The organism is Thiobacillus denitrificans ATCC 25259 (genome assembly GCF_000012745.1).
In the GTDB taxonomy this organism is placed as follows: Bacteria; Pseudomonadota; Gammaproteobacteria; order Burkholderiales; family Thiobacillaceae; genus Thiobacillus; species Thiobacillus denitrificans_B.
Genome location: NC_007404.1, coordinates 2496455 through 2521215, shown reverse-complemented (window position 1 = coordinate 2521215; position 24761 = coordinate 2496455). Strand labels below are relative to the sequence as shown.

The 24761-nt window shown below is 66.9% G+C and carries 23 protein-coding genes; 17 read left to right on the top strand and 6 right to left on the bottom strand.

What is annotated here, in order from left to right; genetic code table 11:
- Positions 1 to 29 precede the first annotated feature (29 nt).
- Positions 30 to 806 carry a BPSS1780 family membrane protein gene (locus TBD_RS12300; protein ID WP_011312962.1) on the top strand — a complete coding sequence of 259 codons (777 nt, stop codon included), beginning with the start codon at positions 30 to 32 and terminating at the stop codon, positions 804 to 806.
- On the opposite strand, the gene TBD_RS12295 is transcribed toward TBD_RS12300, so the two are convergent.
- Entirely contained in the window at positions 782 to 2962 is a 2181-nt protein-coding gene (locus tag TBD_RS12295) for a UvrD-helicase domain-containing protein (protein ID WP_011312961.1), read from the bottom strand. The two genes, TBD_RS12300 and TBD_RS12295, sit on opposite strands and share 25 nt — an antisense overlap.
- Positions 2963 to 3009: 47 nt before the next feature.
- Here TBD_RS12295 and TBD_RS12290 point away from each other — a divergent pair, with 47 nt between their 5' ends.
- Complete coding sequence (locus tag TBD_RS12290) at positions 3010 to 3261, top strand: MoaD/ThiS family protein (RefSeq protein ID WP_011312960.1); 252 nt, start codon at positions 3010 to 3012, stop codon at positions 3259 to 3261.
- 65 nt (positions 3262 to 3326) lie between these two features.
- On the opposite strand, the gene TBD_RS12285 is transcribed toward TBD_RS12290, so the two are convergent.
- Positions 3327 to 4214 (bottom strand): phosphoribulokinase, encoded by an 888-nt coding sequence (locus TBD_RS12285; protein ID WP_011312959.1) that lies wholly within the window; start codon positions 4212 to 4214, stop codon positions 3327 to 3329.
- Positions 4215 to 4318: 104 nt separating this feature from the next.
- Positions 4319 to 4810 (bottom strand): GlcG/HbpS family heme-binding protein, encoded by a 492-nt coding sequence (locus TBD_RS12280; protein WP_011312958.1) that lies wholly within the window; start codon positions 4808 to 4810, stop codon positions 4319 to 4321.
- Between the two features lie 129 nt (positions 4811 to 4939).
- On the opposite strand from TBD_RS12280, the gene leuS reads away from it, so the two are divergent.
- From leuS to TBD_RS12230, 10 genes are all read left to right on the top strand, one after another.
- A complete protein-coding gene (gene leuS, locus TBD_RS12275) occupies positions 4940 to 7513 on the top strand; it encodes a leucine--tRNA ligase (protein ID WP_011312957.1) in 2574 nt (857 codons plus the stop codon).
- Entirely contained in the window at positions 7510 to 8001 is a 492-nt protein-coding gene (gene lptE, locus TBD_RS12270) for an LPS assembly lipoprotein LptE (RefSeq protein WP_011312956.1), read from the top strand. Before leuS ends, lptE begins: the two co-directional genes overlap by 4 nt.
- Positions 7998 to 9032 (top strand): DNA polymerase III subunit delta, encoded by a 1035-nt coding sequence (gene holA / locus TBD_RS12265; protein WP_011312955.1) that lies wholly within the window; start codon positions 7998 to 8000, stop codon positions 9030 to 9032. The genes lptE and holA overlap by 4 nt, the downstream gene beginning before the upstream one ends.
- Positions 9032 to 10309, top strand: a complete 1278-nt coding sequence (locus TBD_RS12260; protein WP_041432760.1) for a glutamate-5-semialdehyde dehydrogenase — start codon at positions 9032 to 9034, stop codon at positions 10307 to 10309. Before holA ends, TBD_RS12260 begins: the two co-directional genes overlap by 1 nt.
- Before the next feature lie 2 nt (positions 10310 to 10311).
- Complete coding sequence (gene nadD / locus TBD_RS12255; protein ID WP_041432759.1) at positions 10312 to 10953, top strand: nicotinate-nucleotide adenylyltransferase; 642 nt, start codon at positions 10312 to 10314, stop codon at positions 10951 to 10953.
- Positions 10950 to 11303, top strand: a complete 354-nt coding sequence (gene rsfS, locus TBD_RS12250; RefSeq protein WP_011312952.1) for a ribosome silencing factor — start codon at positions 10950 to 10952, stop codon at positions 11301 to 11303. Before nadD ends, rsfS begins: the two co-directional genes overlap by 4 nt.
- A 5-nt stretch (positions 11304 to 11308) precedes the next feature.
- The gene (rlmH, locus tag TBD_RS12245) at positions 11309 to 11779 is read left to right on the top strand and encodes a 23S rRNA (pseudouridine(1915)-N(3))-methyltransferase RlmH (RefSeq protein WP_041432758.1); all 471 of its coding nucleotides are present in this window, start codon (positions 11309 to 11311) and stop codon (positions 11777 to 11779) included.
- 17 nt (positions 11780 to 11796) lie between these two features.
- On the top strand, positions 11797 to 12408 hold the full coding sequence (locus tag TBD_RS12240; protein WP_011312950.1) for a Maf family protein: 612 nt from the start codon (positions 11797 to 11799) through the stop codon (positions 12406 to 12408).
- 16 nt (positions 12409 to 12424) lie between these two features.
- Positions 12425 to 13876, top strand: coding sequence for a ribonuclease G (rng, locus tag TBD_RS12235; RefSeq protein WP_011312949.1), 1452 nt, complete (start codon positions 12425 to 12427; stop codon positions 13874 to 13876).
- Between the two features lie 104 nt (positions 13877 to 13980).
- Positions 13981 to 14607, top strand: coding sequence for a DNA-3-methyladenine glycosylase family protein (locus TBD_RS12230; protein ID WP_011312948.1), 627 nt, complete (start codon positions 13981 to 13983; stop codon positions 14605 to 14607).
- On the opposite strand, the gene xth is transcribed toward TBD_RS12230, so the two are convergent.
- From xth to TBD_RS12215, 3 genes are all read right to left on the bottom strand, one after another.
- Complete coding sequence (gene xth / locus TBD_RS12225) at positions 14604 to 15371, bottom strand: exodeoxyribonuclease III (protein ID WP_011312947.1); 768 nt, start codon at positions 15369 to 15371, stop codon at positions 14604 to 14606. The genes TBD_RS12230 and xth overlap by 4 nt on opposite strands.
- 73 nt (positions 15372 to 15444) lie before the next feature.
- The gene (locus TBD_RS12220) at positions 15445 to 15984 is read right to left on the bottom strand and encodes a glutaredoxin family protein (RefSeq protein WP_011312946.1); all 540 of its coding nucleotides are present in this window, start codon (positions 15982 to 15984) and stop codon (positions 15445 to 15447) included.
- A gap of 140 nt (positions 15985 to 16124) precedes the next feature.
- Positions 16125 to 18218, bottom strand: a complete 2094-nt coding sequence (locus TBD_RS12215) for a M3 family metallopeptidase (protein WP_041433241.1) — start codon at positions 18216 to 18218, stop codon at positions 16125 to 16127.
- Positions 18219 to 18284: 66 nt separating this feature from the next.
- Here TBD_RS12215 and TBD_RS12210 point away from each other — a divergent pair, with 66 nt between their 5' ends.
- From TBD_RS12210 to TBD_RS14355, 5 genes are all read left to right on the top strand, one after another.
- The gene (locus TBD_RS12210) at positions 18285 to 18854 is read left to right on the top strand and encodes a gamma carbonic anhydrase family protein (RefSeq protein WP_011312944.1); all 570 of its coding nucleotides are present in this window, start codon (positions 18285 to 18287) and stop codon (positions 18852 to 18854) included.
- Positions 18851 to 19345, top strand: coding sequence for a peroxiredoxin family protein (locus tag TBD_RS12205; protein ID WP_011312943.1), 495 nt, complete (start codon positions 18851 to 18853; stop codon positions 19343 to 19345). Before TBD_RS12210 ends, TBD_RS12205 begins: the two co-directional genes overlap by 4 nt.
- Before the next feature lie 268 nt (positions 19346 to 19613).
- Positions 19614 to 21278, top strand: coding sequence for an energy-dependent translational throttle protein EttA (gene ettA / locus TBD_RS12195; protein WP_041432753.1), 1665 nt, complete (start codon positions 19614 to 19616; stop codon positions 21276 to 21278).
- Positions 21279 to 21286: 8 nt separating this feature from the next.
- A complete protein-coding gene (locus TBD_RS12190; RefSeq protein ID WP_011312941.1) occupies positions 21287 to 21745 on the top strand; it encodes a YhcH/YjgK/YiaL family protein in 459 nt (152 codons plus the stop codon).
- Positions 21746 to 21813: 68 nt separating this feature from the next.
- On the top strand, positions 21814 to 24678 hold the full coding sequence (locus TBD_RS14355; protein WP_011312940.1) for an EAL domain-containing protein: 2865 nt from the start codon (positions 21814 to 21816) through the stop codon (positions 24676 to 24678).
- The last annotated feature ends 83 nt before the right edge of the window (positions 24679 to 24761 follow it).

Below are 24761 nucleotides of genomic sequence, written 5' to 3'. Positions count from 1 at the left end.
GGCCGCAAGCCTCCATTACAATCCGTCGCATGAACACGCCAAGCAGTCAGGACATTCCCCGCCGCGTCGCGGCCGCCGAGGGTTTTCGGTGGGTCGCCGCGGGCTTTCGCCTTTATCGCAAGAATCCGCTCCTGCTCTCCGCCGCGTTCGGCGTGCTGTTCGGCGTCGTCATGGCGCTGGGCCTCATCCCGGTGATCGGCGGCTCGCTTTCCGAACTCGCGTCGCCGCTCATGGTGGCGGGTTTCATGGCTGCGTATCGCGCGCTCGACGAAGGGCGCGAGCTGGAACTGCCGCAATTTCTCGCCGGCGTGCGCGGGCCCGCGATCCCGCTGGCGACGGTCGGCGCCGTGCAACTGCTAGGCACGCTGGCGATCGGCCAGGTCATGCTCGCGATGGGATTCGATCCGCAGGCGCTGATGGCCGCCGCGCAGTCGCAGAAGGACCCTCAGGAAATGCAGGCCGTGCTCGATCAGTCGATGCCCGCCATGCTCACGGGCCTGCTGCTGTTTCTGCCCCTGATCATGGCGACCTGGTTCGCGCCGGCGCTGATCCTGTTCGGCGGCGCGCGGCCGTTGACGGCGCTCGGCGTGAGCTTCAAGGCGGTGGGGCGCAACCTCGCTGCGATGATGCTCAACGGCCTGGCACTCGGTGCGGTGCTCTTCGTTGCGGCGCTCGTGCCCCTGATGCTGGGCCTGCTGGTCGCGATGCCGGTGCTGTTCGGCTCGCTCTATGCGTCGTATCAGGCGATCTTCGCGGTGTGGGCGGATGACGCGACGCCGGCTCAGGCCGGCGACAGCTTGGCGTAGGCGAGCGCAAGCCACTTCGTTCCATCACGGAACTTGACCTGCACGCGCGCGTCGGGCCCGCGTCCTTCGAAGTCGATGATGATGCCGGTGCCGAACCTGGCGTGCGCGACGCTCTGACCGACGCGATACCCCGTGTCTTCGCCGGCGCGCGCGGCCCGCGGCGATGGCGCCGGCGCTTCGCGCACATGCGCCGGCGTCGCCCGGCGATTGAGGTGCAGTAGCACCTGCTCGGGCAGTTCGGACAGAAAACGCGAGGCGATGCCGTAGCGCACCTGGCCGTGCAGCATGCGCGATTGCGCGTGCGAGAGATACAACCTGCGCCGCGCCCGCGTGATCGCGACGTACATCAGCCGCCGCTCTTCCTCGAGCCCCTCGTCGGCGTGTGTCCCGCTGCCCTGGAGCGTGCTTTGCTCGTGCGGAAACAGGCTTTCCTCGAGCCCGGTGATGAAAACCGCCTCGAACTCGAGGCCCTTCGCCGCGTGCACGGTCATCAACTGCAGCGCGTCGCGCCCCGCCTCGGCCTGGTGCTCGCCGGCCTCGAGCGCGGCATGGGCGAGAAAACGGTCCAGTTCGGACGGCGCCGGCTCGTCGGACGCCGAAGCCTCGGCAGCCGACTCCTCGGCGAAAAGCGCGGCCGCGTTGACGAGTTCGTTGAGGTTCTCCAGGCGGTCGGCGCCGTCCTTGTCGGCACGGTAGTAATCGGCCAGGCCCGACGCCTCGACGACGTGGCCGATCGCTTCGGGCAAGGGCAGGTCGGCCGTGGCGCGCTTGATGTCCTCGATCAGCCGCGCGAACGCCGCGACCTTGCCGCCGCTGGTGCAGGCGGCCTGCCAGAGGCTCGTTCCCGCGCGCGCGGCGGTCTCGGACAATTGCTCGAGCGTGCGCGCGCCGATGCCGCGGGTGGGGAAGTTGACCACGCGCAGGAAGGCGCCGTCGTCCTCGGGGTGGGTCAGAAGACGCAGGTAGGCGAGGGCGTGCTTGACTTCCTGGCGCTCGAAGAAGCGCAGGCCGCCGTATACGCGATAGGCGACGCCGGCCGAGAACAGGGCGTGTTCGAGCACGCGCGACTGCGCGTTGGAGCGGTAAAGCAGCGCCATGTCGGCGTAGGCGATGCCTTCCCGGTTCAGATTCCGCACCTCGTCGACGACGAAACTCGCCTCGTCCTGGTCGGAATACGCCTCGAAGACGCGGATCGGCTCACCTTCGCCCGCGGCGGTCCACAGGTTCTTGCCGAGGCGGTGGGCATTCTGCGCGATCAGCGTGTTCGCGGCGGTCAGGATGTTGCCGTGGCTGCGGTAGTTCTGCTCGAGCTTGATCACGTTGCCGTGCGCGAATTCGCGTTCGAACGCGGCCATGTTGGCGGTGTCGGCGCCGCGGAAGGCGTAGATCGACTGGTCGTCGTCGCCGACCGCGAAGATCACGCTGTGCGCGCCGGCGAAGAGCTTGAGCCAGCGGTATTGCAGCGTGTTGGTGTCCTGGAACTCGTCGACCAGGATGTGCCGGAAGCGATCCTGGTAATGCTGCCTGAGCGGCTCGTTGCGGTAGAGCAATTCGTAGGAGCGCAGCAGCAGTTCGGGGAAGTCGGCCACGCCCTCGCGCTGGCACTGCGCGTCGTAGGCTTCGTAGATCTCGGCCAGCCGCATCGAGTACTCGTCGTAGGCCTCGGCGTCGCGCGCGCGGCGTCCGGCCTCCTTGTGGCCGTTGATGAACCACTGCACCTTCTTCGGCTCGTATTTCTCGGTGTCGACGTTCATCGCCTTCATGAGCCGCTTGATCGCCGAGAGCTGGTCGGAGGCGTCGAGGATCTGGAAGGACTGCGGCAATCCGGCTTCTCGCCAGTGCGTGCGCAACAGGCGATTGGCGAGGCCGTGGAAGGTGCCGACCCACATGCCGCGTGTGTTGATCGGCAGCATCGCCGAAATGCGCGTGAGCATCTCCTTCGCCGCCTTGTTGGTGAAGGTCACGGCGAGGATGCCGTGCGGCGACACCTGGCCGGTCTGGACGAGCCAGACGATGCGCGTGGTCAGCACGCGCGTCTTGCCCGAGCCGGCCCCGGCGAGGATCAGCGCGGACTCGTGCGGCAGCGTCACCGCGGCGCGCTGTTCGGGATTGAGCGAATCCAGCAGGCGCTGGTGCCCGTCGGGGGAGGAGGACATACGGAGGTAGAATCAGCCGAACGACTACGAATTATACGGGGCGGTCCATGGTGAAAATCCTCTTTTTCGGCGACCTCGTCGACACGCTCGGCATGGCGTCGGACGAGATCGAACTGCAGCCCGACGTCACCGACGTCGAGCGCCTGCTGTTCGTGCTCTCCAGGCGCGGCGAGATGTGGAAGAAGATGCTGCTCGGCAATCCGAAGCTCAGTGTCACGGTCAACAAGCAGTTCGCGGAAAAATCTTCGGCGGTGAAAGACGGCGACGAAATCGCGCTGGTCGGGTTTGCAGTCGCCTAGCCTGCCCGTGGCAGAAACAAAAACGGAGCCGCGCGGCTCCGTTTTGCTTTGGCCGGGACAGGCCTTTACTTCTTCTTGTTCGCGATCATGTCCTGGATCAGCGGTGCGAGGATCAATTCCATCGCGAAGCCCATCTTGCCGCCGGGCACCACGATGGTGTTGCGGCGCGACATGAACGAGTTGCAGATCATGTTCAGCAGGTAGGGGAAGTCCACGCCCTGCGGGTTGCGGAAGCGGATCACGATGAAGCTCTCGTCCGGCGTAGGAATGTCGCGCGAGATGAAGGGATTGGACGTGTCGACGGTCGACACGCGCTGGAAGTTGATGTCGGTGCGCGAGAACTGCGGCGTGATGTAGTTCACGTAGTCCGGCATGCGGCGCAGGATCGTGTCGACGATGACGTCGGCCGAGTAGCCGCGCTCGGCGCCGTCGCGGTGGATCTTCTGGATCCACTCGAGGTTGACGATCGGCACCACGCCGATGCCGAGGTCGACGTGCTGCGCGACGTCGACCGTGTCGGTCTTGACCAGGCCATGCAGGCCCTCATAGAACAGCACGTCGGAACCGGGCGGCACGTCTTCCCAGGGCGTGAACTCGCCCGGGTTGAGGCTGGTGTTGAGACGCTTGTTGTGCTGGTCGGCCTCTTCATCACTGTGGATGTAGTAGCGCTTCTTGCCGCCGCCGGTCTCGCCATAGGTCTTGAACAGTTCCGCGAGCTTGTCGAAATGGTTGGCCTGCGGGCCGAAGTGGCTGAACGAGAAATTGCCTTCGGCTTCGGCCTTCTTCACGGCCTCCTTGAACTCGACGCGCGCAAGGCTGTGGAAGCTGTCGCCTTCGATCACGGCAGCGTTGATTTTCTCGCGGAAGAAAATGTGTTCGAACGCGCGCTTGACCGTGGTGGTGCCGGCGCCGGACGAACCCGTGACCGCAATGACGGGATGCTTCTTGGACATGCTGGGACTCCCTGGGAGATGGGTATGAACGAGGCGAAATCGCCGCATTTTACCCGCGCCCGGGGGCGCTTGTCACTCGGCGGCCGGCGCGCCGCGAGGCGGGATCAGGGCGCGAATTCGAGGCGCTCCTCGGCCGCTTTTAGCGCGGCGGCGGCGCACGCCGCGTCCTTGTCACCGCCGGGCGCGCCCGAGACGCCGATCGCGCCGACGAGGCTGCCGGCGGCGCGGATCGGCAGCGCGCCGTCCATGACGATGAGGCCATCGATATGGTTGAGCTCGGGGCGGATGTCGTCGCGGGCGCTGCGGAATTCGCCGGAATCGCTGCCCGACATGATGCTCATGCCGGCCTTGCGGGCCGCGATTTCGAGCGTGTGGCGGCTCGCGAGCGTGTCGCGCAGCGCGACCTGGACGTCGCCGGTGCGGTCGAGCACGACAGCCGCGACGTTGTAGCCGTCCTTGCGACAGGCGTCGACCGCGGCCGACGCGAGGTCGCGCGCGAGTTCGAGGCTGATCTGCCTAACCGGCAGGAGGTCGGGTTGCGCTGCCTGCGGGGCGAGCGGAAGCGCGAGCAGGGCGATCGTCAGGGGCGTTCTCATCGGGTTTTCTCCTCGTTTGACAGAAGCGCCGTCGCGGCGCGGCCGAAGCGCGCGGCGTAGCGGCTTGCGGGCGCGTTCCGCCGCGGCCGGACGGTATAATCGCGCCCTTGATTCCCCGCGGTTGCCGCAATGCAAGAAAAATATCTCCCCTCCGAAATCGAGCGCGCCGGCCAGGCCCGCTGGACCGCCGACCAGACTTATCGCGCCGCGGACGCTTCCGACCGACCGAAATACTACTGCCTGTCGATGTTCCCATATCCGTCGGGCAAGCTGCACATGGGGCATGTCCGCAACTACACCATCGGCGACGTGCTCGCGCGCTACCACGCACTGCGCGGCTTCAACGTCATGCAGCCGATGGGCTGGGACGCCTTCGGTCTGCCGGCCGAGAACGCGGCGATCGCCAACGGTGTGCCGCCTGCCCAGTGGACCTACGCCAACATCGACCATATGCGCACGCAGCTGCAGGCGCTCGGTTTCGCCATCGACTGGTCGCGCGAGCTCGCTACCTGCAAGCCCGACTACTACCGCTGGGAGCAGTGGCTGTTCACGCGGCTGTTCGAGAAGGGCGTGATCTACAAGAAGATGGCGACGGTCAACTGGGACCCGGTCGACCAGACGGTGCTCGCCAACGAGCAGGTCATCGACGGCCGTGGCTGGCGCTCGGGCGCGCTGGTCGAGAAGCGCGACATCCCGATGTACTTCTTCCGCATCACCCAGTACGCGGACGAGCTCCTGTCGGGCCTCGACACGCTGCCGGGCTGGCCCGAGCGCGTGAAGACCATGCAGGCGAACTGGATCGGCAAGAGCACCGGCGTGCGCCTCGCCTTCCCGTATGAACTCGACGGCAGTCAGGAAAAACTGTGGGTGTTCACCACCCGAGCCGACACCCTGATGGGTGTGACTTTCGTCGCCGTCGCCGCCGAGCATCCGCTCGCCGCGCGCGCCGCCGAGAACAATCCCGAACTCGCCGCGTTCGTCGCCGAGTGCAAGCAGGGCTCCGTGGCCGAAGCCGACATGGCGACGATGGAAAAGAAGGGCATGGACACCGGCTTCAAGGTGACCCATCCGCTCACCGGCGAAGAAGTTCCCGTCTGGGTCGGCAATTACGTGCTGATGAGCTACGGGGAGGGCGCGGTGATGGCTGTGCCGGCGCACGACGAGCGCGACTTCGGCTTCGCCAAGAAATACGACTTGCCGATCAAGCAGGTCATCGGCGTCGACGGCGAGACCTTCTCGCTCGACGCCTGGGCCGAATGGTACGGTGACAAGACACGCGGCCAATGCGTGAATTCCGGCAAGTACGACCGCCTTGGCTACGAGGCCGCGGTCGATGCGATCGCCGCCGACCTCGCCGCCAAGGGCTTGGGCGAAAAGAAAACCCAGTTCCGCCTGCGCGACTGGGGCATCTCGCGACAGCGCTACTGGGGCTGCCCGATTCCGATCATCCACTGCGAGACTTGCGGCGACGTGCCGGTTCCGGCCGAGCAACTGCCAGTGGTGCTGCCCGAAGACGTGGTGCCCGACGGTTCCGGCAACCCGCTCAACAAGCGCGCCGACTTCGTCAATTGCACCTGCCCCGCCTGTGGCGCACCGGCGCGGCGCGAAACCGACACGATGGACACCTTCGTCGAGTCATCCTGGTATTACGCGCGCTACGCCTGTCCCGATTACGCCGACGGCATGCTCGACGCGCGCGCCGACCAGTGGTTGCCGGTCGACCAGTACATCGGCGGCATCGAGCACGCGATCCTGCACCTCCTCTACGCGCGCTTCTTCCACAAGCTCATGCGCGACGAGGGCCTGGTGGCGAGCGACGAGCCGTTCGCCAACCTGCTGACGCAGGGCATGGTCGTCGCCGACACCTATTACCGCGAGGACGCGGGCGGCAAGAAGACCTGGTTCAACCCGGCTGACGTCGAAACGAAGGACGGCGTCGCGACGCTCAGGGCCGACGGCAAGCCCGTGGTCGTCGGCGGCACCGAGAAAATGTCGAAGTCGAAGAACAACGGTGTCGACCCGCAGGCGCTGATCGACCAGTACGGCGCCGACACCGCGCGGCTCTTCACGATGTTCGCCGCGCCCCCCGAGCAGAGCCTCGAATGGTCGGACGCCGGCGTCGAGGGCGCGCATCGCTTTCTGCGACGGCTGTGGAAGACCGTCTACGAACACGTGCAGGCGGGGCCGGTCGTGACGCGGGCGGGCGGCGCGCTTCCGGAGCCGCTCAAGGCGCTGCGCCGCCAACTTCACCAGACGATCCAGAAGGTCGGCGATGACATCGAGCGCCGCAAGCAATTCAATACGGCGATCGCGGCCGTCATGGAACTCATGAACGCGCTGGCGAAACTCGACGGCATGGACGCCGACACCCGCGCCGTGCGCCAGGAAACGCTCGAGGCCGTGGCCGTGCTGCTCGCCCCGATCGTCCCCCACGTCGGCGAGGCGATTCATGCCGAGCTGCGGCCGGGCGCCGCGATGCGCTGGCCCGAGGTCGACGCGGCAGCGCTCGTGCAGGACGAGATCGAACTCATGCTGCAGGTCAACGGCAAGCTGCGCGGCCAGATCCGGGTCGCCGCAGGTGCCGACAAGCCGGCCATCGAGGCCGCGGCACTGGCGAGTGAGGCAGTGCAGAAGTACCTCGCCGGCCAGACACCGAAAAAAGTCGTCGTCGTGCCCGGGCGTTTGGTTAACATCGTCGCATGAACAGACGCCTCTTCCTCGCCGTGCTGCCGGCCGCGCTTGCTGCGGGCTGCGGCTTCCAACTGCGCCGCACCGCGGGCATCCCGTTCAAGAGCCTTTATCTCGACGCGCCAGGCGGCAGCGCGGTCGCGCAACGCCTGCGCAGCCTGCTGACCGCGAACCGCAAGACACGGCTTGTGACGGTGCCCGGTGAGGCCGAAGCGCTGCTCAAGCTGACGCAGGAGGTACGCAGCAAGAGGATCCTTTCGCTGTCGGGCGCCGGGCGCGTGACCGAATACCGGCTCGGCCTCACGCTTTCCTACAGCATCGTCGGCCCGGACGAACGGGTTCTTGCCGAGCCCGAGTCCCTCGAACTCAACCGCGACATGACCTATGACGATTCGCAACTGCTGGCCAAGGGCGCCGAGGAGCAGCTGCTGTACCGCGACATGGAAGACAGCGCGGCGCGGCGGATCCTGCGCCGGCTGCAGGCGCTCGGCGGCGACACTTGAACGTCACGAGCGACCGTCTGCCGGAGCAGCTTGCGCGCGGCCTCGCCCCGCTCTACGTGCTGGTCGGCGACGAGCCGCTGGCGGCGCAGGAAGCGGGCGACGCGATCCGCGCTGCCGCGCGAGCGGCCGGCTATAGCGAGCGCACGGTCCACACCGCGCAGGGGCGCTACAACTGGCAGGGCATTTTCGCCGGCGCCGACAATCTTTCGCTGTTCGCCGAACGTCGGCTCACCGAAATCCGCATTCCCTCGGGCAAGCCCGGCGTCGACGGCGCCAAGGCGCTCGAGGCCTACGCGGCGAAGCTGCCGGCCGACACGCTGACGCTCGTCAGCCTGCCCGGGCTCGACAGGAAAACCCAGCAAAGCCGCTGGTTCACCGCGCTGGCCAAAAGCGCCGTCGTCGTCGAGGCGCGCCCGGTCGAGCGCGCGCAATTGCCGGCGTGGATCGACCGCCGGCTCGCCCGCCAGGGATTGCACGCCGAACGCGCGGCGCTCGAATTCCTCGCCGACCAGGTCGAGGGAAATCTCCTGGCCGCGCAGCAGGAGATCGACAAGCTCGCCCTGCTGTTGCCGCCCGGCGCCGTGACGCTTGCCGATGTCGAGCATGCCGTGGTCGACGTCAGTCGCCTCGAGGCGGACGCGCTGCAGGATGCGCTGTACGCCGGCGACGCCGCGCGCTTCGCGCAGGTGGCGAAGGATCTTCAGGACAGCGGCGAGGCCGTGCCGGCCATCCTGTGGCAGGTGGCGTCGGCGGTGCAGTTGCTGCTCAGGCTAAAATTGGCCCAGTCGAACGGCGAAAGCCTGCCCGCGCTGATGCGGACGCTGTGGGGACGCGACAAGCAGCGCGCTCCGCAGATCGAGCGCGCACTCAAACGCCTGAGCATGACGCAGATCGAGGCCGCGCTGGGCGCGCTCGCAGGGGTCGACCGCCAGGCGAAAGGCCTGGACCGCATAGGCGATCCGTGGGACAGCCTGCTGCGCGCTGCGATGACACTTGCCGGCGGTGAACGCCGCGAAAACAGGACACGATGATGGACGTGAAAAGCTACATGCAGACCCTCGGCAGGCAGGCGCGCGAGGCCTCGCGCGCGATCGCGCGCGCCGACACCGAGCAGAAGAACCGCGCCTTGCTCACGATGGCCGCGGCGATCCGGCGCGACGCCGCCAGGCTCCTGGCCGCCAACGCACAGGATATGGAACACGCCCGCGCCGCGGGTTACGACGCCGCGCTGCTCGACCGCCTGCAACTGAGCGAGAAGACGGTCGCCGGCATGGCCGAGGGCCTCGAACAGATCGCGGCGCTGCCTGATCCGGTCGGCGAGATCGATGGCCTCAAATTCCGCCCGTCGGGCATCCAGGTCGGCAAGATGCGGGTGCCGCTCGGCGTCATCGGCATCATCTACGAAGCCCGCCCCAACGTGACCGCCGATGCGGCCGCGCTGTGCCTGAAGTCCGGCAACGCGGCGATCCTGCGCGGCGGTTCCGAGGCGCTGCGCTGCAACCAGGCCGTCGCGGCCTGTGTGCGCGAAGGCCTCGAGGCTGCCGGCCTGCCGGCCGCCGTGGTGCAAGTCGTCGAAACGACCGACCGCGCCGCGGTCGGCGAACTCATCACGATGAAGGACTACGTCGACGTCATCGTGCCGCGCGGCGGCAAGGGTCTGATCGAGCGCATCACCGGCGAGGCGCGCGTGCCGGTGATCAAGCATCTGCACGGCAACTGCCATGTCTACGTGGACGACCGCGCGGACCTCGCCAAAGCCGTGAAGATCGTCGAGAACGCCAAGACCCAGCGCTACGGCACCTGCAACACGACCGAGTCACTGCTCGTCGCGCGCGCGGTTGCGGCCGCAGCGCTGCCGCAGATCGGCGCAATGCTGGCCGGCAAGGGCGTCGAGATGCGCGGCTGTCCCGAGTCGCTGGCGATCCTGCAGGCGGCGGGCGTCCCGGCCGACAAGCTCAGGCCGGCCGTCGAGTCGGACTGGTACGAGGAATACCTGGGGCCAATCATCGCGGTCAAGGTCGTCGACGACCTCGACGCCGCGATGATCCATATCAACACCCACGGCTCCCAGCACACCGACGCGATCGTCACCGAAGACTACGGCCGCGCGCGCCGCTTCCTGCGCGAGGTCGATTCGGCCAGTGTCGTCGTCAATGCATCGACGCGCTTTGCCGACGGTTTCGAGTACGGACTCGGCGCTGAGATCGGCATATCCACCGACAAGATCCACGCTCGCGGGCCGGTCGGCCTCGAGGGGCTTACGAGCCAGAAATGGGTCGTGCTGGGGGATGGCCACGTGCGCGCCTAGCGATGCACGCTGTCGGCGTCTTCGGCGGTACCTTCGATCCGATTCATTTCGGCCATCTGCGGCTGGCCGAGGAAATGGCCGAGGCGCTCGGCCTCGCACGCGTGCTGTTCATCCCGGCGGGGCAGCCCCCGCACCGCGGTACGCCGCGTACGCCGGCAACGCACCGGCTCGAAATGGCGCGCCGCGCCGTGCAGGGCAACCCGCGCTTTACCGTCGACGGCCGCGAGGTCGCCGCGCCGGGCCCGAGCTATACCGTCGACACCCTGACTTCCCTGCGCGCGGAACTCGGAACCGAGGTTCCCGTCTGGCTGCTGTTGGGGGGCGACGCCTTCCTCAGCCTGCCGACCTGGCACGAATGGCGGCGGCTGTTCGAGCTCGCGCATCTCGCGGTCGCGACCCGGCCGAATGGGGGGGCGCAGACCGGCGAGCCGTCGTCTGAACTACAACAGGAAATTGCCCAGCGCCGGAATCACGAAACGCGCGACGCGCCCGCCGGCTCCGTGCGCATGCAGGCCATGACGCCGCTCGGCATTTCGGCGACCGCGATCCGGACCGCGCTGGCCCGCCACGAGAGCGCACGTTATCTGCTGCCCGACGCTGTGCTCGACTACATTCACGAACATCGACTCTATATACAGCCATGAACATTGAAGACAAGACCCGACTCGTCGTCGCCGCGCTCGAAGACATCAAGGCGCGCGACATCGCGGTGCTCGACACGAGCAAGCTCACCTCGCTGTTCGAGCGCATGGTGATCGCGAGCGGCGACTCCAACCGGCAGACGCGCGCACTCGCCGACAACGTACGCGAAAAAGTGAAGGAGGCCGGGGAGCACGTCGGCGGCATGGAAGGCGAGGAAAGCGGCGACTGGGTCCTGCTCGACCTCGGCGAAGTGATCGTCCACGTCATGCTGCCGGCCGTGCGCGCGCATTACAATCTCGAAGAACTGTGGGGGGCCGGCGAAGCGGCGCGCGTACGCAAGGCGACACGCTAGGCCGCATGAAGCTGCAGCTCATCGCAGTCGGGCACAAGATGCCGGACTGGATCAACGCGGGGTATGCGGACTATGTGCGGCGCATGCCGGGCGATCTGCAGCTCGCGTTGACCGAGATCAAGCCGGGGCATCGGGTGGCGGGCGCGGACGGCGCGCGGGCCCGCCAGCTCGAGGCGGCGCGCATCCTCGCCGCTATTACGCCCGGCGCGGTGCGCGTCGTGCTCGACGAACGCGGCACGCAGGCGACGACGCGCGAGCTCGCGGGCTGGCTCGAGAACTGGATGGGCGAGGGGCTCACGCCCGCGTTCGTGATCGGCGGTGCCGACGGGCTCGACGACAGCGTCAAGGCCGGCGCCGGCAAGCTCTTCGGCCTGTCGCGGCTTACACTGCCGCATGCGCTCGCGCGCGTGATCCTCGCCGAGCAGCTGTACCGTGCCGCATGCATCATCAAGGGGCATCCCTACCATCGGGATTGAGGGGGAATAACGAAAAAATGCTGGTCGACAAACGCATCTACCTGGCTTCGCAATCGCCGCGACGCCGCGAACTTCTGAAACAGATCGGCATCGCCTACGACGTGCTGCCCCTGCGTGCCGTTTCCGGGCGGATGGACGTGCTCGAGGTGGCGCACGCCGGTGAGGCCGCGCCCGACTTCGCCCGGCGCATGGCGACCGAGAAAGCGGCCTGCGGCTGGCGTGCGGTCGACCTGCGGCGGCTGTTGCGCTTTCCCGTGCTCGGCGCCGACACGGTCGTCGAACTCGACGGCGACATTCTCGGCAAACCCGCCGACCGCGCGGCCGCAAAGGCCATGCTGGCACGGCTCTCGCGCAGCGAGCATCGGGTGCACACGGCGGTGGCGGTGCAGCACGAGTCGCGGGTCGACGTGCGGCTGTCATCGAGCCGGGTCAAATTCGGCGCGCTCGACGACGCGCTCATCGCGCGCTACCTCGAAACCGGTGAGTATCTTGGCAAGGCCGGCGCCTACGGCATCCAGGGGCGGGCGGGGGCGTTCGTCGAATATCTCGAGGGCAGCTACAGCGGCGTCATGGGTCTGCCGTTATACGAGACTGCCGCCTTACTGAGGGAATTCGGTCTCGCCGTCTGAGCGCCGCCGCTGCACCATGAGCGAAGAAATCCTCGTCAACGTCACGCCGCAGGAAACGCGCGTCGCCGTGCTCCACCTCGGCGCGGTCCAGGAGCTGCACATCGAGCGCGCCAAATGCCGCGGACTCGTGAGCAACATCTACATGGGGCGCGTCGTGCGTGTGCTGCCCGGGATGCAGTCGGCCTTCATCGACATCGGGCTCGAACGCGCGGCCTTCCTGCACGTCGCCGACATCTGGGAGGAGCGCCACAACGGCGAGACGGAACGCCCGATCGAGCAGATCCTGCACGAAGGCCAGAACCTGATGGTGCAGGTGATCAAGGACCCGATCGGCACCAAGGGTGCGCGGCTGTCGACGCAGATCAGCTTCGCAGGGCGCTACCTCGTCTACCTGCCGCAGGAAACCCATATCGGCATCTCGCAGAAGATCGAAGGCGAGGAAGAGCGCGAACAGTTGCGCCAGAAGCTGCACCAGCTGATTCCGCAGGACGCGACCGGCGGATTCATCGTCCGCACGATGGCCGAGACCGCCGAGGACGCCGAGATGCTCGCCGACATCGACTACCTCAGACGCCTGTGGAGCAGCATCCAGTCGCGCGGCAATTGCGTCGTGCCGTGCCTGCTCTATCAGGACCTCGACCTGTCGCTGCGCGTACTGCGCGACTTCGTCAACCGCGACACGACGCGCATCCTGATCGACTCGCGCGAAACCTACCAGCGCATGGCCGAGTTCGCGCAGAACTACACCCATGCCGTGCTCGACAAGCTGCAGCACTACGGCGCCGACCGGCCGCTGTTCGACCTGCACGCGATCGAGGACGAAATCGCCAAGGCGCTCGGGCGCCGCGTCGACCTCAAGTCGGGCGGCTATCTCATCATCGACCAGACCGAGGCACTGACGACGGTCGACGTCAATACCGGCGGCTTCGTCGGCGCGCGCAACTTCGACGACACGATCTTCAAGACCAACCTCGAGGCCGCGCAGGCGATCGCGCGCCAATTGCGGTTGCGAAACCTCGGCGGCATCATCATCATCGACTTCATCGACATGGACAACGTCGAGCATCAGGATGCGGTGCTGACCGAGTTGAAGAAAGCACTCACGCGCGATCCGACCCGCACGACCGTGAGCGGATTTTCCACGCTCGGCCTCGTCGAGATGACGCGGAAGCGGACCCGCGAATCGCTCGCGCACGTGCTCTGCGAGCCCTGTCCGACCTGCGCCGGTCGCGGCGAAATCAAGACCGCGCAGACCGTGTGCTACGACGTGCTGCGCGAGATCCTGCGCGAGGCTCGCCAGTTCGACGCGCGTGAATACCGCATCCTCGCGGCACAAAGCGTGATCGACCTGTTCCTCGACGAGGAATCGGGCAGCCTCGCCCAGCTCATCGACTTCATCGGCAAACCGGTGTCGCTGCAGGTCGAGACGACCTATCCGCAGGAGCAGTACGACATCATCCTGCTGTGAGGGGTCAGGGGTCAGGGGTCAGGGGTCAGGGGTCAGGGGTCAGGGGTCAGGGGTCAGGGGGCGCGATTGTTCCATCTTGTAATGAACTCCATCCCGGCGATGCCATGACCGCCCGTCCCCCCGACTACTGGCACGCCGCCTGCAGTGAACTCACCGCGGCCGACCCCGTCATGGCCGGGCTCATCGCGCGCTATCCCGACTGCGTGCTCGGCAACCGCGGCGACCCGTTCCAGACCCTCGCGCGCGCAATCGTCGGCCAGCAGATCTCGGTCAAGGCCGCCGACAGCATCTGGGCCCGTTTCGCTGCGCTGATGGAAGCGGTGGCGCCTGCCCGGCTCGTCGCACTCGATCGCGACACGCTCGCGACCTGCGGGCTGTCGCGACGCAAGGTCGAATATCTCGTCGACCTCGCCGGGCATTTCATCGACGGCCGCGTCGAGCCTTCGCGCTGGAAGCGCATGGACGACGAGGACGTCATCGCCGAGCTCGTCGACGTGCGCGGCATCGGCCGCTGGACCGCGGAGATGTTCCTGATCTTCAATCTGCAGCGCCCCGACGTCTGGCCGGTCGACGACATCGGTCTGCAGAAGGCCGTCGCGCTGCATTATCTCGAAGGCGTTCGGCCGACGCCGAAGGTCTTGCGCGCGCACGGCGAACGCCACGCGCCGTGGCGGACGGTCGCGACCTGGTATTTATGGCGCAGCCTGGACCCTGCGGTCGTGCAGTATTAGACGCCGATCTCCGCCAGCACCGGCGCGTGGTCCGACGGCCGCTCGAGTTTGCGCATGTCGCGGTCGATCGTGCTCGAGGTGCAGCTCGCGGCGAGCGCGTCGGTTAGCAGGATATGGTCGATCCGAAGGCCGTGGTTGCGGCGAAACCCCATCATCCGGTAGTCCCACCACGAGAAACTCTTCTCCGGCTGTTCGAACAGGCGGAAGCTGTCCTTGAGACCGAGCTGCAGCAACGCCTGGAAGCGCTCGCGCTCGCGCGGTGACACGTGCACCGAACCTTCCCACGCCTTGGGATCGTGGACGTCGCGATCTTCAGGCGCGATGTTGAAGTCGCCGAGGACGGCCAGCCTTGGGTGGCGCGCAAGCTCCTCCATGAGCCACAGCGAGAGCGCATCGAACCAGGCAAGCTTGTAGAAATACTTGTCGGAATCGGGGCTCTGGCCGTTCGGGCAATAGACGCAGACGACGCGTGTGCCTTCAACCGTCGCCGCGATGACGCGCTTCTGCTCGTCGCCGAAGCCCGGAATGCCGACGCTCACGTCCGTGGCTTGTGAACGACTCAGGATCGCGACGCCGTTATAGGTTTTCTGCCCGGAAAAGACCGCGCGATACCCCGCCGCCGACAGCTCGACGGACGGAAAGGCGTCGTCGGGGACCTTGGTTTCCTGCAGGCAGACGACGTCGGGCCGGCGTGTCGCGAGAAAATCCAGCAGTTGCGGCAGGCGGACTTTGAGCGAGTTGACGTTCCAGGCGGCGATTTTCATGGCGCGGAGTTTACCGCAGCGTGGCCAAGCGCGCGCCGCCTCGCGGCACGGCGAGCGGCTGTCCCCGGGGTGCCTATTCGCCGGGTGCAGGTGCTGGCGTGGGCTCCGACGCTGGCGCGGCGGGCGGCGCGAGCTTGCGGCCCGGGATGGCCGAGCTCGGATAGCCTGCCCGGTCGAGCGCGGTGTGCCAGCGGCCGGATTCGAAACCGTCGACGCGCTCGGTGCCGACGACGAGCACGGGCACGCTCAGGCGGCCGGTCAGCTTCTGCAGTTCGGCCTGGCCTTCGGGACTCGCCTGCGGGTCCTTGCTGTTGAACGGCACGCCGCGTTCGGCGAGCAGTTGCCGCGCTTGGTCGCAGGGGATGCCGCAGGCGTTGGCGTAGAGCGTAATCGGGTGTTTCTCGCGCGCGGTCTTCGTCGCGTAGGACTCGCCGCCTTCGACGACGCTGCCCGTGAAGCGCTTCTGCTGCGCGTTGCGGGCGTCGATCGGGGGCGCGAGGTCGCTGTAGACCTTGCGCCCCTGGGCGTCCTTCCATTCGTAAAGGCCGGCGGCGCCCAACGGCGCGCTCCCCGCGACCAGAGCTGCCGTGAGGGCAAGGATGCCTGCTTTCATGCCGTACTCCGAAATAACGTGATTCCTCGTTGTAACGGCGCCGGCGGCTGCGGCTTTACCCGCAAGGCATTTCAGGGCCTGAGTACGATGAATCTACGGGGGCCGGCGCGCGGTGCCCGACCCGGGACGTCGACGACGGCTCACGCCATGCCGTTGTGCCGCAGCAGTGCGTCGATCGTCGGCTCGCGGCCTCGGAAGGCCTTGAACGACTCGAGCGCCGGGCGCGCGCCGCCCTGCGCCAGGATCTCGCTCCAGAACCGGTGGCCGACCTCGGGATTCAGCACGCCGCCGTAGCCCTCGGCCTCGTCCTCGAACAGCGCATAGGCGTCGGCCGACAGGACTTCGGCCCACTTGTAGCTGTAGTAGCCGGCCGCGTAGCCGCCGGCGAAGATGTGCGAGAAGTTGTTGGGGAAGCGGTTGTACGCGGGCGGGATGATGACCGCGACCTTCTTGCGGATGTCGTCGATCAGATCCTGCGCGGTGCGTACGCCGTTCGGGTCGAAATCGTCGTGCAGATGCATGTCGAAGCTCGCGAACTCGATCTGGCGCAGCGTCTGCAGGCCGGCCTGGAAGTTCTTCGCCGCGAGCATCTTGTCGAACAGCACGCGCGGCAGCGGCTCGCCGGTATCGACGTGGGCGGTCATGTGCTTGAGCACGTCCCATTCCCAGCAGAAGTTTTCCATGAACTGGCTCGGCAGTTCGACCGCGTCCCATTCGACGCCGTTGATTCCGGAGACGCCCAGCTCCTCGATCTGGGTCAGCAGATGGTGCAGGCCGTGGCCCATCTCGTGGAACAGCGTGATGACCTCGTCGTGGGTGAACAGCGCGGGTTTCTTGCCCCCGTCGGGGGTGTCGCCCACCGGCGCAGAAAAATTGCAGTTCAGGTAGGCCACCGGCGTCTGCATGCCCTCTGCCCGCCCATCGAGTGAAGGCAGGCGACGGCGGGTGATGACGTCGTCCATCCAGGCGCCGCCGCGCTTCGAGGCGCGCGCGTAGAGGTCGAGGTAGAACTGGCCGATGCGCTGGCCGGCGCGGTCGTAAAGCGTGTAGAACTTCACGTCGGGGTGCCACACCGGCGCGTTGTCCTCGCGGATGTGCAGGCCGTACAGCGTTTCGATCAGTCGGAACAGGCCTGCGAGCACGCGCGGCTCGGGGAAATACTGCTTCACTTCGTGGTCCGAGAAGCTGTAGCGCGCGACGCTCAGTTTTTCCGAGACGTAGGTCGTGTCCCAGGCTTCGACCTCGTCCAGGCCCAGTTCGTCGCGGGCGAAGGTCTTGAGTTCGGTGTAGTCTTTCTCCGCGTAGGGGCGGGCACGCGCGGCGAGCTCGTCGAGAAAATCCAGCACCTCGCGCGGCGATTCGGCCATCTTGGCTTCGAGCGACTCCTCGGCGTAGCTCTTGAAACCCAGCAACTCGGCGGACTCTCGGCGCAGCTTGAGGATGCGCGCGATCAGCGGCGTGTTGTCGAGCTCGGGCTTGCCGAACTCGGAGGCACGGGTGACGTAGGCGCGGTAAAGGATCTGCCGAAGTTCGCGGCTGTCGGCGTACTGCATCACCGGCAGGTAGGACGGCATGTGCAGCGTGAACTTCCAGCCGGTGGTGCCGGCGGCCTCGGCCGCGGCGCGCGCGGCTTCCAGCACGTCGTCGGGAATGCCGGCGAGCTCGCCCTTCTCGTCGATGATGAGCGCGTAGTCGTTGGTCGCGTCGAGCAGGTTTTCCTCGAACTTGGTGGACAACTGCGCGAGTTCCTCCTGCACCTGCATGAAGCGCGCCTTCTTGTCGGCCGGCAGCTCGGCGCCGCCGAGACGGAAGCCACGCAACTCGTTGTCGACGACTTTCCTGCGGGCGGGCGACAGCGCGGCAAACGCGGGACTCGCGGCGAGGGCCTTGTATTTGGCGTACAAGGCCTCGTTCTGCCCGAGTTCGGCGTAATAGACCGTGATCTTCGGCAGATTGGCGTTGTAGACCTCGCGCAACTCGGGCGAATCCATGACCGAGTGCAGGTGGGAAGCCTGGCCCCAGGCGCGGCCGAGCTTCTCGTTCGCATCCTCGAGCGGGGCGACGAAGGCGTCCCATTCGGCCGGCGTGTCGGCGGCCTCGGCGCGGGCGACCGCGGCGCGGCACTCCGCCAGCAACGCGTCGACCGCCGGGGTGACGTATTCGGGCTTGAACTCGGCGAAGCGGGGCAGGCCGGAGAAGTCGAGCAGGGGGTTGGAGCCCTTGGGGGTATTCATGGCGACGACCATTAGTGGGGAGTTAGGGGAATTATAATTTCGGCTGTCTTCCCCGTTTTCAACCCCATGACCGACAAGGTTTACGATTCCGCGCTCGCGCCGCATCACGGCGTCATGCCGACGCTCGCCACGGGCGCCTGGGTGCATCCGCGCGCGAGCGTGATCGGCGAGGTCAGCCTCGGTCGCGACGCGTCGATCTGGCCGGGCGCGGTGATCCGTGGCGACGTCAATGCGATCGCCATCGGCGAGGCGACCAACATCCAGGACAACAGCGTGCTCCACGTCTCGCACAAGACGCGGGACAACCCGGCCGGCGGGCCGCTCGTCATCGGCGCCGGGGTCACGGTCGGGCACTCGGTGATCCTGCACGCCTGCACGATCGAGGACGAATGCCTGATCGGCATGGGCTCGATCATCCTCGACCGCGCGGTCGTGCAGAAGCACGTGCTGCTCGGCGCCGGTTCGCTGGTGCCCGAAGGCAAGGTGCTCGAATCCGGCCATCTCTACCTCGGCCGCCCGGCCAAGATGGTGCGGCCGCTGACCGATGAGGAAATCGCCTATTTCAGCTATTCCGCGCAGCACTATGTGGCACTCGCGCGGTCGTACCAAGACGCTTCGTCCCCGGAATCGCCATGAAATTCGCAAAACCCGTTCTTTTCCTTGTCGCCGCGCTCGCCATCGTCGCCGCGCTGGCCTACGCACTCGTCGACAAGCCGACCGCGCCCGCGTCGACCTTCACGACGCTCGAGGGCAGGCAGATCGCGCTCGACGATCTTCGCGGCAAGGTCGTGCTCGTCAACTTCTGGGCGACTTCGTGCCCCGGCTGCATCAAGGAGATGCCCGGGATGGTCGAGACCTACAACGCGTACAAGGATCGCGGCTTCGAGATCGTCGCCGTCGCGATGAGCTACGATCCGCCCAATTACGTCGCGAACTACGTCCAGACCCGCCAGCTGCCTTTCCCGGTCGCGCTCGACGTCAACGGCGAACACGCGCGCGCCTTCGGCAACGTGCAGCTCACGCCGACGAGCTTCATCATCGGCAAGAACGGCGACATCCTCGAACAGAAGCTCGGCGAACTCGACTTCGACAAGCTCAAGGCGCTGCTCGAGCGCGAGCTCTCGTGATCCGGCGGCTCGCCGGCGCAGCGCTGTTTCTGGCGCTCGGCGCGTGCGCCGCGAATGGCCCGCCTGCCCCTGCCCCTGCGCCGAGCGGTGCGCGCGCCGCGGTGCCGGCGCCGCCCCCGCCGCCCTTGCCGGAACGGACCCTGGTATGCGCGGCCGACGTCAGGCAATGCGCGGACGGCAGTTTCGTCAGTCGCAATCCGGCGCGGGACTGCGCGTTCGACGCCTGCCCGCGCGAAACCCCCTAACCCTCTTCGGCAGAACTTCATTCATGGCGCAATACGTTTACTCCCTCAACCGGGTCGGCAAGATCGTCCCGCCCAAGCGGCAGATCCTCAAGGACATTTCGCTGAGCTTCTTCCCGGGCGCGAAGATCGGCCTGCTCGGCCTCAATGGCTCGGGCAAATCCTCGCTGATCCGCATCATGGCCGGCGTCGACAAGGACATCGAGGGCGAGGCGATCCCGATGCCCGGCATCCGCATCGGCTACCTGCCGCAGGAGCCCCAACTCGACCCGACGCACACGGTACGTCAGGCCGTCGAAGCGGGCCTCGGCGAAATCGTCGCGGCGAAGGCGCGGCTCGACGAGATCTATGCGGCCTACGCCGAGCCCGACGCCGACTTCGACAAGCTCGCCGAGGAGCAGGCGAAGTGCGAGGCCATTCTCGCCACCGCCGGCGCCGACCTCGACACGCAGATGGAAATCGCGGCCGATGCCTTGCGCCTGCCGCCGTGGGACGCGGTGATCGGCAACCTGTCCGGCGGCGAGAAGCGCCGCGTCGCGTTGTGCCAGCTCCTGCTGTCCAACCCCGACATGCTGCTCCTCGACGAGCCGACCAACCACCTCGACGCCGAGTCGGTCGACTGGCTCGAGCAGTTCCTCGTGCGCTATCCGGGCACGGTCGTCGCGGTCACGCACGACCGCTACTTCCTCGACAATGCCGCTGAGTGGATTCTGGAACTCGACCGCGGCCACGGCATCCCGTGGAAGGGCAACTACACGAGTTGGCTCGAGCAGAAGGAGGCGCGTCTCGAGACCGAGTCCAAGCAGGAGGCCGCGCGCATCAAGACCATGAAGCACGAACTCGAATGGGTGCGGCAGAACCCGAAGGCGCGCCAGGCGAAGTCGAAGGCGCGCCTCGCCCGTTTCGAGGAGCTCAATTCGGCCGAATACCAGAAGCGCAACGAGACGCAGGAAATTTTTATTCCGGTCGGCGAGCGGCTGGGCGACAAGGTGATCGACTTCCACAATGTGTCGAAGTCCTTCGGTGACCGCCTGCTGATCGACGACCTCTCGTTCAGCGTGCCGCCCGGCGCCATCGTCGGCATAATCGGCCCGAACGGCGCCGGCAAGTCGACCTTCTTCAAGATGATCACGGGCCAGGAAAAGCCCGATTCCGGCGAAGTCGAGATCGGCCAGACCGTCAAGCTCGCCTACGTCGACCAGAGCCGCGACGCGCTCGCCGCCGACAAGACCGTGTTCGACGAGGTCGCCGAAGGCCGCGACATTCTTGCCGTGGGTCGCTACGAGATCCCGTCACGCGCGTATCTCGGCCGCTTCAACTTCAAGGGTGGCGACCAGCAGAAGCGTGTCGGCGACCTCTCGGGCGGCGAGCGCGGACGCCTGCACATGGCGAAGACCCTGATCTCCGGCGGCAACGTGCTCTTGCTCGACGAACCCTCGAACGACCTGGATGTGGAAACCCTGCGCGCCCTCGAAGACGCGCTGCTCGAATTCGCCGGCTGCGTGCTCGTGATCTCGCACGACCGCTGGTTCCTCGACCGCATCGCCACCCACATCCTTGCCTTCGAGGGCGACTCGCAGGTGGTGTTCTTCCCCGGCAACTACCAGGAATACGAGGCCGACAAGAAGAAACGGCTGGGTGAGGAGGGCGCGAAGCCCAAGCGCATCCGCTACAAGCCGATCAGCCGCTGAGCACGCCCGTGATCCTCGCCCCGCTTGCGCACGCCGAGCGCTACCTGGCCCTGCACCCGCTGTTTTCCGAGGCCTTCGCCTTCCTGCGCCGGTTCGATCTGGATACGCTCGCGCCCGGCATCCATGCGGTCCGCGGCGACAGCGTCTTCGCCATCGTCGAGGCGGCGGAAGGCCGGACGCGCGAGGCTGCCAGACTCGAAAGTCATCGTCGCTATATCGATATCCAGCTCATACTCGAGGGGGTCGACGAGATGGGCTGGCGGCCGCTGTCGCAGTGCCGGCAGCCGCTCGGCGACCACGATGAAGACCGTGACATCCGTTTCTTCGCCGATGCGCCGGCCACCTGGGTCGCGGCGCACGCCGGGATGTTCTGCGTGTTCTTTCCGGAAGACGCGCACGCGCCGCTCGTGAGTTCGGGGCCGCTGCGCAAGGTCGTGATGAAGGTGGCGGTCGACGCGTCACCCTGACCGAGGGCGCGGGTCTCAAGTGCAGGGCAAGGCTGCCGTTATCGTTCTACCTTGAACCTTAGCCTGCCATGCGCCTCGTCCTGCTGGTCCTGTTGAGTCTGTGCGGTCCGTGGGCGACGGCGGCCGCGCCGACCCCGGTCTTCGTTCTTCATGCCTACAGCCAGGAATACCCGTGGACGCGCGGCCAGCACGCCGGGTTCGTTGCCGCCCTCGACGCTGACCGCGCGCGGGCCTACTCGCTGAGTGTCGAATATCTCGACAGCAAGCGCGCCGCCTACACGCCCGAATACGCGAGCCTCGTCGCCGATCACCTGCGCGAGAAGTATCGCGGCTACCAGCCGGCGGCGATTTACGTCACCGACGACAACGCGCTGAGCTTCGCGCGCGCGCATCTGGGCTCGGTGTTCCCCGGGGCGCCGGTTTTTTTCTCCGGCGTGAACGACGCGAACGTCCGCGCGCAGCTCGACCCCGTGAAAATCACCGGCGTGTTCGAAGACAAGGCGATCGGCCCCAACCTGCGGCTGATGCGCGAGTTCGATCCCGGGGCCCGCGATATCGTCGTCGTCGGCGACGCAAGCGAGACCTACCGGGCGATCGAAGACGAGATCAAACAGGCGTTGCGCGCCTATCCTGACATCCGTGCGACCTTCATTTCTGCGAGTCGCATCGACGACGTCGTCGCGCGGCTTCGCACGCGCCGCGAGCGTTTCGTGTTCCTGACGACGCTCGGCGCGTTCACGGGTGCCGACGGCGGCACGCAGACGCTGCCCGAGACCGTCGCGGCGATCGTCGGCGCGGGGCGCTTCTTCGTATTCAGCATGGAGGACGCGTACCTCTATCCGGGGGTGCTCGGCGGTTTCGTGACGAGCGGGCCGAGCCAGGGGCACAGCGCCGCCGAACTGCTCATCCGTCACCTCGACGGGATGGCGATGCGCGCGTTGCCACCGATCGAGCGCAGCCCCAACGAATACCTCCTCGACGCAGCCGAATTGCGCAAGGCCGGCCTCGTGCTTCCGCGCGCGCTGCGGGACGACGTGAGGCTGATCAACGCCGCGCCGACCTTCTACGAAGCGAACCGTCCGGTTATCCTCGGGTCGCTCTTCGTCGCCGTGGTCCTGCTTCTGATCAGCCTGGTGTTGCTGCTCCTGCTGTTCGCCAGGAAGAATCGGCAGATCGCACTGGCTTCGCGGCAGCTCGGCGAGACCAAGGACAGTCTCGACCGCGCCCAGCGCATCGCCCAGATGGGAAACTGGGACTGGTACATCGCCGAAAATCGCCTGTTCTGGTCGGAGGGCATCTACCGGCTGTTCGGGCTGCGGCAAGGCCAGTTCGAGGCGAGCTACGAAGCCTTTCTGGTGCGCGTGTATCCGTCCGACCGGGCCGCGGTCGACGCCGCGGTCCAGCGTGCGCTGAACACCGGCGCGCCCTACGCGCTCGACCACCGCATCGTGCGGCCGGACGGCAGTGTGCGCGTGGTGCATGAAACCGGCGAAGTTCTGCTCGACGCGCTGGGCAAGCCGAGTCGCATGATCGGGACGGTGCAGGACGTCACGCACTGGCGGGAAGCCGAGCAGGCGCTGCGAGAGAAAGACGCGCATCTCGAACATGTCGCCTATCACGATCCCCTGACCGACCTGCCGAACCGCGCGCTGCTGCTCGACCGGCTGCGCGCCGCGGTCAGCCGCAACGGCCGCACGGGTGGCCGCCTCGCCGTCGTCTTCATCGATCTCGACCGCTTCAAGACGATCAACGACAGTCTCGGTCACGCCGTGGGCGACGCGGTCCTGCAGGCCGCTGCGAGCCGCCTCAGGAGCCTGACCCGCGACGGCGACACGCTCGCCCGCCTGGGCGGCGACGAATTCGTGCTGCTGCTCGACGGTCTGCGCGACAACGCGGCGGCCGGCGCCGTCGCTGAAAAAATCATCACTGCGCTCGAGAGGATGCTGCACGTCGGAAGCTATCCGCTGCACATCTCGGCGAGCATCGGCATCAGCCTCTACCCGGAGGACGGCCGGGACGCCGAAGCGCTTCTGCGGCACGCGGATGCGGCAATGTACAAATCCAAGGAACGCGGGCGCAACACCTTCCATTTCTACGAACACGGCATCACCGAGCGGGCGATGCGTCGCCTCCAGCTCGAGTCGCGGCTGCGCCGCGCGTTCGACGACCGCACACTGCAAGTCCACTACCAGCCGCTCGTCCGCCTCGACACCGGACACATCTGCGGCGCCGAGGCGCTTCTGCGCTGGAACGACCCGGAAGCCGGCGCGATCCCGCCCGATCACTTCATCGCGCTCGCCGAGGACACCGGCCTGATCGTCCCGATCGGCGAGTGGGTCGTCGGCGAAGCGTGCGAGGCCTTGAAACGCTGGGAAACCGAGATACTGCTGCCTGCGGATTTCGCGCTCCACGTCAACCTGTCGGGCAAGCAGTTGCTGCAGAAAGATTTGCCGACGCGCCTGTCGGACGCGTTCACACGCGCCGGCGTCTCGCCCGCACGCGTCGTGCTCGAGCTGACCGAGAGCAGCATCATGGAAAGCGAGGCGACCGGGGTCGCCGTGATGACGGCACTGCGCGAATTCGGCGTCGAGATCGCGATCGACGATTTCGGCACGGGTCATTCCTCGCTGAGCCGCCTCAAGCTCCTGCCGATCAGCGAACTCAAGATCGACCGCAGCTTCATTCGCGACATCGCGGTCGATTCCGACGATGCAGCGATCGTCCAGGCGATTCTCGCGCTGTCGGCCAAGCTCGGGCTCGGCGTCATCGCCGAGGGCGTCGAGCATGCCGAGCAGGAAGCTTTTCTCATGCAGCACGGCTGCCTGCGCGCACAGGGCTACCGCTACGCACGACCCATGCCGGAGGACGAACTGATTCGCCTGCTCGTCGACGCGCCTTCGCTTGCGCTGCGCGAGACCGTCGATACCGACTGAAGGGGGGCGGCACCAGCCGACCGGTGTACCGTCTGGGCGCTACGCGCGTTTCGTTCTCATGGAGCTCTCCCCGCGATCGCGTG